At 53.5% G+C, this 12,989-nt stretch carries 13 protein-coding genes and 1 pseudogene; 10 read left to right on the forward strand and 4 right to left on the reverse strand.

What is annotated here, in order from left to right; translation table 11 throughout:
• The first annotated feature begins 201 nt into the window (after positions 1-201).
• The 4 genes and pseudogenes from DCC85_RS04830 to DCC85_RS04845 all read left to right on the forward strand — a co-directional run bounded on the left by DCC85_RS04830 (position 202) and on the right by DCC85_RS04845 (position 3,315).
• A pseudogene (locus DCC85_RS04830) lies at positions 202-622 on the forward strand (dTDP-4-dehydrorhamnose 3,5-epimerase family protein).
• Between the two features lie 8 nt (positions 623-630).
• Positions 631-1,533: a dTDP-4-dehydrorhamnose reductase gene (rfbD, locus tag DCC85_RS04835; protein ID WP_108464558.1), complete on the forward strand. Its 903-nt coding sequence runs from the start codon at positions 631-633 to the stop codon at positions 1,531-1,533.
• Between the two features lie 95 nt (positions 1,534-1,628).
• Entirely contained in the window at positions 1,629-2,537 is a 909-nt protein-coding gene (locus DCC85_RS04840; protein ID WP_108464559.1) for an ABC transporter ATP-binding protein, read from the forward strand.
• The gene (locus DCC85_RS04845) at positions 2,530-3,315 is read left to right on the forward strand and encodes an ABC transporter permease (RefSeq protein WP_108464560.1); all 786 of its coding nucleotides are present in this window, start codon (positions 2,530-2,532) and stop codon (positions 3,313-3,315) included. The genes DCC85_RS04840 and DCC85_RS04845 overlap by 8 nt, the downstream gene beginning before the upstream one ends.
• A 106-nt stretch (positions 3,316-3,421) precedes the next feature.
• On the opposite strand, the gene DCC85_RS04850 is transcribed toward DCC85_RS04845, so the two are convergent.
• Both DCC85_RS04850 and DCC85_RS04855 read right to left on the reverse strand, forming a co-directional pair.
• Positions 3,422-3,850 (reverse strand): bactofilin family protein, encoded by a 429-nt coding sequence (locus DCC85_RS04850; protein ID WP_234414348.1) that lies wholly within the window; start codon positions 3,848-3,850, stop codon positions 3,422-3,424.
• Between the two features lie 5 nt (positions 3,851-3,855).
• Positions 3,856-4,845, reverse strand: coding sequence for a M23 family metallopeptidase (locus tag DCC85_RS04855; protein WP_108464562.1), 990 nt, complete (start codon positions 4,843-4,845; stop codon positions 3,856-3,858).
• A 267-nt stretch (positions 4,846-5,112) separates the two neighbouring features.
• Between DCC85_RS04855 and cls the strand changes: the two genes are divergently transcribed.
• Positions 5,113-6,555, forward strand: coding sequence for a cardiolipin synthase (gene cls, locus DCC85_RS04860; RefSeq protein ID WP_108464563.1), 1,443 nt, complete (start codon positions 5,113-5,115; stop codon positions 6,553-6,555).
• A 104-nt stretch (positions 6,556-6,659) separates the two neighbouring features.
• Here cls and ligD read toward each other — a convergent pair whose 3' ends face one another.
• A complete protein-coding gene (ligD, locus tag DCC85_RS04865) occupies positions 6,660-7,547 on the reverse strand; it encodes a non-homologous end-joining DNA ligase (protein ID WP_108464564.1) in 888 nt (295 codons plus the stop codon).
• Positions 7,548-7,707: 160 nt separating this feature from the next.
• Between ligD and DCC85_RS04870 the strand changes: the two genes are divergently transcribed.
• Complete coding sequence (locus DCC85_RS04870) at positions 7,708-8,655, forward strand: ATP-dependent DNA ligase (protein WP_108464565.1); 948 nt, start codon at positions 7,708-7,710, stop codon at positions 8,653-8,655.
• A gap of 54 nt (positions 8,656-8,709) precedes the next feature.
• Here DCC85_RS04870 and ku read toward each other — a convergent pair whose 3' ends face one another.
• Positions 8,710-9,633, reverse strand: a complete 924-nt coding sequence (gene ku / locus DCC85_RS04875; RefSeq protein ID WP_108464566.1) for a non-homologous end joining protein Ku — start codon at positions 9,631-9,633, stop codon at positions 8,710-8,712.
• A gap of 275 nt (positions 9,634-9,908) precedes the next feature.
• Here ku and tsaE point away from each other — a divergent pair, with 275 nt between their 5' ends.
• The 4 genes from tsaE to tsaD are packed head-to-tail and all read left to right on the forward strand — an operon-like array spanning position 9,909 to position 12,811.
• Complete coding sequence (gene tsaE, locus DCC85_RS04880) at positions 9,909-10,400, forward strand: tRNA (adenosine(37)-N6)-threonylcarbamoyltransferase complex ATPase subunit type 1 TsaE (RefSeq protein ID WP_108464567.1); 492 nt, start codon at positions 9,909-9,911, stop codon at positions 10,398-10,400.
• A complete protein-coding gene (gene tsaB / locus DCC85_RS04885; protein ID WP_108464568.1) occupies positions 10,393-11,214 on the forward strand; it encodes a tRNA (adenosine(37)-N6)-threonylcarbamoyltransferase complex dimerization subunit type 1 TsaB in 822 nt (273 codons plus the stop codon). Before tsaE ends, tsaB begins: the two co-directional genes overlap by 8 nt.
• 17 nt (positions 11,215-11,231) lie before the next feature.
• Positions 11,232-11,768: a ribosomal protein S18-alanine N-acetyltransferase gene (gene rimI, locus DCC85_RS04890; protein WP_234414349.1), complete on the forward strand. Its 537-nt coding sequence runs from the start codon at positions 11,232-11,234 to the stop codon at positions 11,766-11,768.
• A gap of 2 nt (positions 11,769-11,770) precedes the next feature.
• Positions 11,771-12,811, forward strand: a complete 1,041-nt coding sequence (gene tsaD, locus DCC85_RS04895; protein WP_108464569.1) for a tRNA (adenosine(37)-N6)-threonylcarbamoyltransferase complex transferase subunit TsaD — start codon at positions 11,771-11,773, stop codon at positions 12,809-12,811.
• The last annotated feature ends 178 nt before the right edge of the window (positions 12,812-12,989 follow it).

Below are 12,989 nucleotides of genomic sequence, written 5' to 3' on the forward strand. Positions count from 1 at the left end.
TGCCGTCCAATGCATAGGGATCGCTATTTACATGGAATTAATATTGCGAAAGCACTCTCAGCTTTTCTTGAGATATCGCATCTGCCTGCTAGTCCCTTTTCCTTTCCTTTAGGGGAATCAGCCCGGTCCGCATGTCCGGCGGATGAATAAACTAACAACCAAGGATCTATGGGGTTGGAGAAAGAGAAGGAGGGTCGGTTGATGCGTATTACGCCGCTGAAGCTTGAAGGGGCACTGCTGCTGGAGACGAAGCTGTTCCGGGATGAAAGGGGATTTTTCACAGAGAGCTATAATAGAGACGGTTGGGCAGAGCATGGCATAACCCTGAATTTTATTCAGGATAATCATTCTTATTCTAAGGAAGCTGGAACACTCCGGGGACTCCATTATCAGTTGGCACCCGCCGCGATAGACGAAGCTTGTGAGGGTAGTATCGGGGGCCACGCTTGTTCCGGATACGGAAGTCCTGTACAAGGTGGATGAGCCTTATTCCAAAGAACATAACCGCGGGATTCTCTGGTATGATCCTGGCTTAAGCATCCCTTGGCCAGGCAGCCGGGTAATTCTGTCCCAGAAGGATCAGGTTCATCCTTTGCTAAGTGAGGCCGAGCATAACTTTTAAATTTAGATATGAATGGGCTAAGAAGGAGGCGGCTAAAGCTGGAGAAGGAGAAGGTATTGGTCACAGGTGCGAAGGGGCAGCTTGGCTGGGATGTGGTGCGGGAATATGAGCAGCGGGGATATACAGTTTATGGGCTGGGCAGGGATGAGCTGGATATTACGGATGCAGAGGCATGTCAAAAGGCGGCAGTCTTGGTTAAACCGAAGATTGCAATTCACTGTGCAGCTTATACGAAGGTGGACAATGCCGAAATGGATGCGGATGAGGCTTACCGCATTAACGCTTACGGTACTCGGAACGTAGCAGCTGCGGCGGCGGGTGTGGGAGCCAAACTGGTAGGGGTCAGTACGGATTATGTGTTCAATGGCAAATCTACCGTCCCTTATGACGAATTTTGTGCAGTAGACCCGATCAATGTGTACGGGCGTTCCAAATGGGCGGGAGAGCAGCTGATCCGCCAGGTTCATGCCCGGCATTACATTGTGCGCACCTCCTGGGTATATGGTGCAGCAGGGAACAATTTTGTGAAGACCATGCTGAGGCTTGGAGCTGAACGGCCCATGGTTCAAGTTGTCCGCGATCAGATAGGCTCGCCTACGTATACCGCAGATCTTGCCAAGTCCATCGCTGATTTGACGGTAACAGAGCGTTATGGGACCTATCATATTTGCGGCGGGGGCCACTGCTCCTGGCATGAGTTTGCGGAGGCGATATTTGGGCTGGCTGGGCTTAGCGTTCAGACCGTTCCCATCCTCTCCAAGGATTATCCGCAGGCTGCCGCCCGCCCGGGCTATTCGGTTCTCAACTGCAGATCGCTGCGCTTGAACGGGCTGGCCGAGCCCCGTCCTTGGAGAGACGCGCTGGCGGATTTCCTAAGTAGCTATAAGGGGCGTAAGAGCAAAAGTCCATAAAGCGAAGAAATCCATAACTATGATACAATAAAGGAAATTATTCCCGGAAGGGTGATCGTGCTCTAGACCGGGAGTACATAAAGGGGAGTGGAATTATGAGCCAGGAACCGGTTGTCCGGATGTCGGGCGTCAGCAAGAGAGTCGGCAGCAAGACGCTGATTGACCAGCTGACACTGGATATTCAGCCGGGTCAGGTGTTTGGCTTCCTTGGTCCTAACGGGGCAGGGAAGACTACGACCATCCGAATGATGGTCGGTCTGATGTCGATCTCAGAGGGAGATATCTTCATAGGTGGAGCTAGTGTCCGCCATGACTTTGAACGAGCTATGTCTATGGTTGGAGCCATTGTAGAGAACCCGGAAATGTACAAATTCCTCACCGGTTATCAGAACCTGCTTCACTACGCGCGCATGACGCCGGGGGTAACTAAGCAGAGAATCGATGAGGTTATTGCAAGAGTGGGGCTAACCGGCCGCATTCACGAGAAGGTCAAGACCTATTCTCTCGGCATGCGCCAGCGCCTTGGCGTTGCACAGGCGCTGCTGCACAGGCCGAAGCTGCTGGTGTTGGACGAGCCTACCAACGGTCTGGACCCGCAGGGCATTCGCGAGCTCCGTGACTATCTGCGCGAACTTGCTGAGCAGGAAGGAACCACCGTGTTTGTATCCAGTCATTTGTTGTCCGAGATGGAGCTTATGTGTGACAGGGTGGCTGTAATCAAACAGGGGAAGCTTGTTGATGTGAAAGAGCTCCGGGGCGAAGGGGTTTCTGAACAGCTTCTGGAGACGGTGTTCGAGGTTAATGATCCGTCACAGGCTGCCGCGCTCATCGGCTCCGGCAGAGTGGAGTCCGGGCGGTTTATCGTGTCGACTGATCGTGAGGGCACGGCTAGGATCAATGCCAAGCTGGTGGCTGGAGGAATTCTGGTCTATAGCATCCAAGTTCACACCCGTTCACTGGAGGATCAATTCTTGGAAATGACGGGAGGCGGGCAAATTGTCTGATTACTTGAAGCTGATTCAGAACGAGAATATGAAAATATACAGACGTCTGCGGACCTGGATTATGGTCGGCATAACACTGTTGATTCCATTGCTGCTAGCAGTTGTTATAGTAACAAATATGGATAGGGGGGACATTAGCGCATGGGAGGCGATGGACACCCTGAATGGATTTTATTTGATGGTATCCATCTTCTCAGCTATTGTGTTTGCAGATATTGTTGCTGCGGAGTTCACCTGGGGAACGATCAAGCTGCTGCTGATCCGTCCGTGGAAGCGCACTAAGATTCTTGCTTCCAAGCTGCTCGCGGCACTGCTTTTTGCACTATTTCTGTCTGTTCTATTTTTTGGTTTTGTCTGGATTATCTCTTTCCTGCTCTTTCCAACCGAAGGCGTGGCGACAAGTGATATATTTCCGTCCGGGTATACTCCGCTAGCCTACACGCTGGAGTCGATGCTGTACCGGTTTGTTGATATGCTGGTGATCGCCATCTTTGCTTTTATGCTGTCGGCCGTGTTCCGTTCGGGAGGCCTGGCTATCGGTCTATCGATATTTTTGTTCTTTGCCGGCAATATCTTCAGATCCTTGCTTGATCCGGAAGTGTATTCATGGAGCAAATACGTCCTATTCACAAATATGGGGCTTTCGCGGTATATGTTTTCATCCGAAGGCCCGGCAGGCATGACCCTCGGCTTCTCGGCGACGATGCTGGCGATCTATGTGATTCTATTCCTCGCTTTATCTTGGCTTGTATTTAATAAGCGGGATGTGGCGGCATAGGTCCTGATTTTTGACTGTTTAACAAAAAAAGAGGATCCCGGTTTGCCTGTTAGGGGCTGCGGGATCCTTTTGTTCTAGGTAGTCACCCTCGCTTCAGTCCTCTTTTCTAAGCCCGTCTAGCCTCAGCCTTTGTCTTCTTGCGTTTTTGGGGAACCGCTGCAGGGGCTTCGGCGATTTTCTCCATCCGGCTCTCGCCGCTGAGTACGCCTCCCTCGATAATGACAAAGGAGCGCGCTTCAACGTTGCCGACAATATGGCCGGTAGCCGTAAGCACAAGTTTGCCATCGGTAACGATGTCACCGAACACCTTGCCGGCGATCAGAACAGAGGCCCCCTTGATATTGGAGTGCGCTTCTCCGGTTCCGCCGACAATCACCTCACCGGTGCTCTCAATTTCTCCTTGAAATTTGCCCTCAATTCTAACTCCAGCTTTGCATTTCAAGACGCCCTCCATCTCGCTGCCCTGGCCGATTAGCGTCTCTGTTGGCTTGGCCTGCTTGAGATCCTTGAACATAGAAAGCCTCCATTTCTTCATAAAGATCATCTTCCATCTTGAGACGATTGAATATAAGAAAGCGGGTCGACGGGTTCATTGCGCTTCATGACTTGGAAATGCAGATGCGGGCCTGTACTGCGGCCTGTATTGCCCAGCAGGCCGATGGTTTGGCCCTTCGAGACGGTCTCACCGGCAGCTACCTTGGCTCCGTTGAGGTGCATATACCAGGTTTCCAGTCCATTCGGATGGCGGACAATGATATAGGTGCCGCGAGAGCTGTCCTTCTCTACCGCAGTTACTTTTCCGGCGGCTGCCGCAAAGATTGGATCGCCCACCTCGCCGCCGATATCAATCCCTGCATGGAAGGCAGCGTGGCCGGAGAAGGGATCGCTGCGATAGCCAAAGCTGGACGTCATGCGTCTGGAAGGCGTAGGCCATGTCGAGATGGTCCCGGACAGGGTCTCACGCTTTACATGAGCCTGCTTCAGGGAGAGGGGGATGCTCTTCTGCATCTCATCAAGCATGGCCTGCATCTGTTCGAAATCATCTTCCGTCTCATGGGCCAGCCGCTCAAGCTCAAAGTCATGGACGGCAATGAACTCGCCGCCGAGCTGCTGTGAAGATGCCCAGGACAGGGAAGACAGCTTCCTTTCGGTCTGATTGGAGGAAGGTTTGCCCAAGAACTGTTCAAGCTCTGTCTCAAGACTGGACATATTACTAATCTGTTGTTTAATAGCCTTGGACTGTTCGGATAGATTCAGCACCTGTCCCTGGAGCCTTCGCATGGCTTCATTCTTGTCGGAGACTACTGCTTCGAGGGTCAGCTGCTGCTCAGAGAGTCGGTGCTGAAGTCCGGCAATGGTCTGGTTTGATTTGATTTGCAGACTTATGATTAGGCTGGAAATGGACAAGAGAGCAAAGATGGGGACGCACACCATAACCGGTTTGGACAGGCGCAGCTGCCGGGCCGGGCGCCCGCCTTCACGGAGCACTAGCAGGGTCAGGCTGCGAGCTTGTCTTTGAGCAACATACATAGGCATCTCCTTTCCAAGCTTTCTCTAGCTTTTTTAACCATGTGACAGTATAATTTTCTAGTTGTACAACTATTTGAAGACCATCCTTCAATTCGATAGCTTCGCCAAGCGGGGCCTATTCTTTATCTATTCCCGTTTCTCTTAAAACATGCCTTTAAGTCCTTGTCTGATATACATATAAATCTCCCGGGTGTTTAAGAAGCAGGCAGCCTGCCTGCGAATAAGAAGCTGTACATATGGTTAATGCTGATTGAGAGGGGGTTACCTATGGTGGTTTTTGATTTGTGGCTGACAACCGCATTGCTTGCTTTTATATTCCAGATTGCAACCATTCTCATCCTGGAGTTTCGTAATCCCTCTAAGACGGTTGCCTGGCTGTTCATCCTGTTCTGTGTTCCGCTGATCGGCTTTGTCCTCTATTATTTTGTGGCCCAGGATTATAAGAAGCGCAAGAAGCTCCGCACACGGGGGACGCGCCTATTTCAGGAAATGAAGGGCCGCCTGTGGAAGCAATCCGTCATTATCGAATCGGTTGAGGAGATGCAGAATCCCGATTTTCTGCACCAGGAAAGGCTGTTCGGCCTGCTCTCCCACCTGTCGGAAAGCCCGATCACCGGATGCAATTCTACACGGGTGCTTAAGGATGGCGAAGAGACGTTCCGGGCTATGCTTGAGGCCATGGAGAAGGCCAAGGACCATATTCATATTGAATTCTATATCTTCCGCAGTGACATGATCGGAACCAAATTCCAGGAAGTGATGATTCGCAAGGCTCGTGAGGGGGTCAAGGTGCGTCTGATCTGCGATGGCCTGGGCAGCTATAAGCTCAAGCGTCCGTTCATTGACAAGCTGAAGGAAGCGGGAGTTGAGTTTCACTTCTTCCTCCCACCACTGATTGCGCTGATCGACCGCCGGGTGAATTATCGGAATCACCGGAAAATTCTGATCGTCGACGGTACGGTCGGCTTTATGGGCGGGATCAATATCGGGGACGATTATCTGGGTCTGTACGAGAAGATGGGCTTCTGGCGGGATACCCATGTAAAAATCGAGGGGGATGCGGTTTATTTTCTGCAGAATACGTTCCTGGGAGATTGGCGGCTTGCTTCCGGTCAGCGGATCAATGATCCCGATCTGTTTCCGGAGCATCATTGTAAGAAGAATGAACAGGTGCAGATTCTGACAAGCGGTCCTGACCAGCATTGGGATGCCATTCAGGAGATGTGCTTCGGCGCCATTGCGGTTGCAAAGCAGCGTGTATGGCTGTCGACTCCTTATTTCATACCGGACAGCAGCGTGTATGAAGCACTGAAGACGGCAGCCGTGAGCGGGGTTGAGGTCAAGATCATTATTCCATACAAGAGCGACAGCCGGTTTGTGCATCTTGCGTCTCTATCCTATGTCGAAGAACTGCTCCAGGCCGGAGTAAGGTTCTATCAATATACTAAAGGGTTCGTTCATTCCAAAATGATGATTGTAGATGACCTGCTAGCAACAGTCGGCTCTGCAAACATGGATATGCGCAGCTTCTTCTATAACTTTGAAATGACCGCAATTCTGTTCGATCAAGGGCCGATTCGTCGTCTGATGGACGATTTCGAGCAGGATTTGCTGGACTCCCGTCCCATGGAGCTCGGGGAGTTCTCACGGCGTCCCCGTCTGCAAAAGGGTGCGGAAATTATGGCACGCATGCTGTCCCCGCTCTTATAATGCTGTTTGGTGTGAGACAATGGCCTCGTGCTCATGCTAGTGAGAAGGGTAAGTAAACCCATAGGGAGGCCATAGCCTTATTTCCTGGCTGTGACTTGGGGCTGTTAAGGCTGTAAATGCTGGAGAATAAGCTTTACCGATTGTGGCGGCACTTCTTGCAGAAGGTCGCCCTTTTGCGCTAGCCTGGCGCCAATATTGAGCAGGTGAAAGTCAGACGGGCGCGGATTGCGGCGCACCTCTTCCCAGGTAAGCGGCGTGGAGACGCTGGCCGCTTGGCGTGCACGGGGGGTATACGGAGCAGCTAGCGTCTTGCCGCCGTAGTGCTGGAGGTAGTCGAAGTAAATCTTGTCCTCGCGATGACGCTTCAGCCGTTCAATGGTGAACAAGCCAGGATACTTCTCCGTAACATACTTGGCGACAAAATGACCGATTAGCCGAAGCTCATCGAACGTAACTCCATACTCGATCGGTACGATAATTTGAACGCCGGTAGCCCCTGATGTTTTGGGGACGGATTGCAGCCCCAGAGATGTCAGGATATCTCCTACATAGGCGGCTGCCTCCATGATTCTCGGTTCTTCCTCCAGCGTGGGGTCCAGATCAATCATCCACTCGCAAGGCAGCGATTCGCCTACATAATGAAGTGAGGGGTGGAATTCAATGGAGGCCAGATTGCCAAGCCATAGGAGCACCGGCAGACTGTCCATGACAATATAACGTATATTTTCATGAACGGCTGTCTTTACGAATTCGGGCAGCGGTTCCGGGGCATTCTTCTGGTAAAAAAACGGACTGTGAATGCCTCCCGGATAGCGGATCGTGGTCAGCAGCCGATTCGTGCAGTAACGCAGCAGATAAGGGGAAAGCTCGGCCAGTTTCTCCAGGTAAATTCGCTTGGTAATCCCCATTTCAGGCCATAGCAGCTTGTCCGGATTGGAGATGGGAATCTCCTGGCCTTCTACCTTAATGGATCCTTTAACAGCAGGGGGCATTCGGGATCACTCCTTTTTACTAGGCTTATACGAATTAAGTTATCCATCCCTTGAAGGAAGTATGAGGCAAGCGCGAAGGAATGGGTTTCCTCTTATGGGGGTATCCTTTGGGAAGCGGAAGTGATGAAGGAGTATGGATTACTGTTATGGAGGAAGCCTGATGAAGCTACAGCCTGTAGTGCCTTTTGAACCGATTACAACCGACCTAGCGCCTTCCGGTGAGAATTGGGCTGTCCAGGTCAAGTGGGACGGGGTTCGCATGCTGGTATACAATGATGGGGAAGCTGTGCGGCTGATCAACCGAAAGGGAAATGACCGCACCCGGCAGTACCCGGAGTTTGTGGATACCACGGCCTATTGCAAGGCAAGTTCGGTCATATTGGATGGAGAAATAATTGCCCTGGAGGGCGGGAAGCCTTCCTTTCATCAGATTATGAAGCGTGACAGCCTAAAGCGGCAGAATGAAATTCAATTCGCACTGAATAGAGTTACAGCGATTTATATGGTGTTTGATGTGCTGTACCGGGATGGAGAGTGGCTTACGGATCTTCCGCTTAAGGAAAGGCAGAATATTCTGCAGGAGATTATTGTGCCGAGCGAAAAGGTTCAGCTGGTTCAGAACTATCCTGACCCGGCCCAGCTGTTCAAAGTGATGGAGCTTCAAGGATGGGAAGGAATCGTATGCAAGGATTTGAACAGCGTATACGCCCCTGGAGGCAAGGATAAGCGCTGGCAGAAGCAAAAAATCTCGCTCGATCTATATGCTGTAGTTGGCGGAGTCACCTACCGGGATGGTACCGTCAATGCGCTTCTGCTCGGCTTGTACAATGAGCGGGGAAACTTACGGTATATCGGCCATGCCGGAACGGGCAAATTTACGGTAAAAGACTGGAGCTCCATCACTGAGCTGGTTGAGCCGCTGCTCATTACAGAGCGTCCCTTCCTTAACTTGCCCGAACGCAGCAAAGGGGCGGCTTGGGTACAGCCGTCCCTGACCGTGAAGGTTCAGTTCCTGGAATGGACACCGGGCGGAACGATGCGCCATCCGGTGATCCAGTCTATGGCGAATATTCCGCCAGAGCAATGCCTTACCACACAGAGCCTGTAAGGGTGATGAAGCCAAGATATATACTAGGAGGCCGTTAACCAAGCTTTATTGTTCTTAAGAGATGGTCTTTTCCTTCTTGGTCTTAGACGTGCTCTTCCGTTTGGGTCTCGGCAACTCAGAGCCGGCTGCATCCTCCGCCTGCTTGGCGGCCGCTTTCCGCGTGCGGGGCTTCTTCGCCGCAGCAGGTGCTGTGCCGGGATCGGTGCCAATCGGCCTTACCGCCTCAATGCTGGCCTGAAGTGCAGCCATCAGATCGATCACGTTGGTCTCCGGACGGGCCGGTGCCAAGCTGACCTCTTCTCCAGCGACCTTCTGGTTAATCAGCGTCAGCAGGGATTCCCGGTAGTCATCTGTGTATTTCTCCGGTTCAAAGGGCGTTGACAGCTGCTCAATCAGCAGCTTCGCCATCGTCAGTTCTTTCTCGTTGACGCTCTCTGCCTCAGGCAGATTAGGCACCTGGGAGATCGGGCGAATCTCATCAGGATAGAAAATGGTCTCCACCGCCAGACAGCCCTCCATAACCCGAATGGCTGCAAGACTGCTTTTGGAGCGGATCGCAATTTTGGCGATGCCGATCTTTCCGGTATCCCGCATCGCTTCAAGCAGCAGCCGATAAGCATTAGAGCCGGCCTGATCCGGGGACAGATAGTAGGTCTTTTGAAAATAAATCGGATCAATTTCCTTAAGATCCACAAAGTCAAGAATGGTGATGGTCTTGCTCGTATGGTCGGAGAGCTGCTCCAGCTCCTCCTTCTCAAACAGCACGTACCGGCCTTTCTCATATTCATATCCACGGGTAATTTCATCCCACTCCACGTCTTTGTCGCAGGCCGGGCAGCGACGGACATAGGAGATCGGGCTGCCGCACGCTTTATGAATGTATTTCATGGAGATATCCTTATCTTCGGTTGCCGAGAACATTTTGACAGGGACGTGCACCAAGCCGAAGCTGATAGCCCCCTTCCAGACCGTATGCATGTGCTTTCGCTCCTCTCATCTTGAAGGCACTTCATTATTGGGCGTGATGCCTATAGTATGAACCGTTCTGCGGGTTCTGTTGCAACCAGAATTCGGACGGTCAAGACGAAAGCAGTGAGAACTGTCAGTCCTTGCGGGCTTAGGAAGCGGCAGATATAATAGGTACATATGTCTTTTTTTACGAAAGTAGGCTGTGTAAAGCTTGAGAATCCGGCTGGACCTTGGAGAGAAGGGCCGGCTTTTTTGACGGAATAGGAAGGGGATGGCCAAGTAACATGGATAAGGCATCCGCGCAGGTAGTGTACCCTGCAGAAAGTCTCGAAGACACCGAGAAGCTGGCAGCTTGGCTGGCAGCGCGAGCTGGTGAAGGAACCGTCATTGCTCTCGATGGAGATCTCGGGGCAGGCAAGACGGCATTCTCCCAATTGTTCGCACGACATCTGGGAGTCAAGGAATATGTGAACAGCCCAACCTTTACCCTGATTAAGGAATATGAGGGACGCCTGCCCTTTTATCATATGGATGTGTATCGCTTGTCCTTAGAGGAAGCGGATGAGCTAGGACTGGACGAGTACTTTTTCGGGCAAGGGGTCTGCCTAGTCGAATGGGCCAGCTTGATTGAAGAGCTGCTTCCGGCTGCGCACCTGCGGTTGTACATTGAAGTTACGGGAGAGCAACAGCGCAGCATTTATGTTCAGGGGATTGGCACGCCGTATGAGGATTGGGCCATGAACCTCAAGGAAGAACGGGGTACGTTATATGAATAAGAACAATGTACAAGCCGCTCAGCGGTTTTTGGTAATGGATACGGCCACTGCAACGCTTGTTGTTGCTGTGATGGAACGGGGGCGTGTGCTGGCCGAACATAATATGCTGGCCGAACGAGGCCACGCAGAATATTTGCTGCCAGCCTGTGCTGATGTGCTGCAGGCTGCAGGAATAACGCGATCGGAGCTAACGGGGATCGCGGTTGGCGTTGGTCCAGGCTCTTATACCGGCATCCGGATTGCCGTGACCGCCGCGAAGACGCTGGCTTGGTCACTGGGCCTGCCGGTGGCGGGAATCTCGAGCCTGGAGGCCCTTGCGCTCGGCGCCTATGCGAAGGGCGCCGGGCTGACTGCCGCCGATCTGGAACCGGCGGTAGAAGGGGGCCGGGGCGCAGCACCGGGCCCTGTGGAATGGGTCGTGCCGCTGATGGACGCGCGGCGCGGTCAGGTCTTCACGGCGCTGTTCGAAGCCGCGCCAGGCAGCTTGACGCGCCGCCTTGAGCCCGACGGAATCCGCCTAATGGCGGATTGGACGGAGGCTCTCGGCGCGCTGTGGTCAAGCTTGGCGGCGGAAGACCGGCCAAGCAAGGTAACGCTCGCGGGCGACATCGAGAAGCACGCGGCGGCCGCGGAAGCGCTCCGGCCGCTGCTGGGCGAGGCGCTATGCGTAGCGCCTTATGCGCCGGAGGGCGCCTTTGCGGGCCTGCTGGGCGCGGCCCGTCTGCTGCGCGGAGAGCAGGACGACGTGCACAGCCTGCTGCCGAATTATACCCAGCTTGCGGAAGCGGAAGCCAATCGGCTGCGCCAAGCGTAAGGAAGGGTGGAGCGGCCATGGGAGCAGTAACTGAGCACAGAGAAGAGCGAGAATCCGGCGGGGACGTCAGGTTCCGCAAGATGGTTCTGGAGGATATTCCGGACGTCATGATCATTGAACATGAATCATTCACGCTTCCTTGGTCTAAGGAGGCGTTCTACGGTGAGCTGACACAGAATCAGTTCGCGAAATATTTGATAATGGAGAAGAGCGGCAGTCCGATTGGCTATGCCGGCATGTGGACAGTGCTGGATGAGGCGCATGTGACGAATATTGCGGTGCGTACCGCTCATCGGGGCATGCATCTGGGGGAGCGGCTGCTCCGGCGCTTAATGAGCTATGCCTGGGAGCTGGGCATGCAGAAGATGACCCTGGAGGTTCGCGTCTCCAATGATGTGGCGCAATCGCTGTATGGCAAGCTGGGCTTTCGCCCGATCGGGCTGCGCAAGGGATATTATTCCGATAATCAGGAAGATGCGCTGATCATGTGGTGCGACTTGGCCAAGCGACTAGCAGGACAGCAGGGAGCCGACGAGGAAGGAAGCGAAGCTTAAAGATGGGATTAGGTAACGAGAAGGACTGTTATATCTTGGCGGTGGAGACCAGCTGTGACGAGACGTCTGCTGCCGTGGTCAAGAACGGGCATGAGGTGCTGAGCAATCTGATCTCAAGCCAGATTGAGACACATAAGGCCTTTGGCGGGGTTGTGCCTGAGGTAGCTTCACGGAAGCATGTCGAGAGCATAACACTAATGTTGGAACAGGCGCTTGAGCAGTCGGGCATTCGCCCGGAACAGCTGTCAGCAGTTGCGGTAACCGAAGGTCCCGGCCTGGTCGGCGCACTGCTGGTCGGCGTTATGGCGGCGAAGAGCCTGGCCTTTGCACTGGACAAGCCGCTGATCGGCACCCATCACATTGCCGGGCATATTTATGCCAACCGGCTGATGGAGCCGATCAAGTATCCATGCCTCGCCCTCGTCGTGTCCGGAGGACATACGGAGCTTGTGCTGATGGAGCGGGAAGGGCATTTCCGCCTTATCGGCCGCACCCGTGACGATGCTGTAGGCGAGGCATATGACAAGGTGGCCCGGGCGTTAGGCTTCCCTTATCCGGGCGGCCCTTATGTGGACAAGCTGGCCGCTGAGGCACCTGAAGCCGCAGAGCTGCCGCGCGTCTGGCTCGAGCCGGGCTCTTACGACTTCAGCTTCAGCGGACTCAAGTCTGCGGTGCTGAACCTTGTCAACCAGAGCCGTATGCGCGGCGAGGAACCGGACCCCGCCAAGATTGCTCGCGGATTCCAGGAGTCGGTCGTCGAGGTGCTGGTGGAGAAGGCCATCCGGGCCGTCCGCGAGACGGGCGCTGTACAGCTGCTGCTGTGCGGCGGGGTAGCAGCCAACCGCGGCCTGCGCACGGCTCTTGCCGCCCGCTGTGAGAGCGAGCAGGTGCCGCTATCGATTCCGCCGCTCGGGTACTGCACGGATAATGCGGCGATGATCGGAGCCGCTGCTTATTTGAAGTGGAAGCATGGCGAATTCTCGCCGCTCAGCATGAAGGCCGAGCCCGGCCTGTCGCTGGAGGCCTGGTCGGTGGGGCCTTAAGTGAACAATAGTCTTAGCATATAGAAGGATACAGGTATAACAAGGAGCTGCCTTGGAGGTCATGAATTTATGACTTCTAAGCAGCTCTTTTTGCATGATAGGAAGGTTCATTGGAAAGCGGTATCTGTCACTTCACAACGTGACGAAAGCGGTTTAATTTTATTGAAGGAATTGCATT

The sequence above is a fragment of the Paenibacillus sp. CAA11 genome, from assembly GCF_003060825.1.
In the GTDB taxonomy this organism is placed as follows: domain Bacteria; phylum Bacillota; class Bacilli; order Paenibacillales; family Paenibacillaceae; genus Fontibacillus.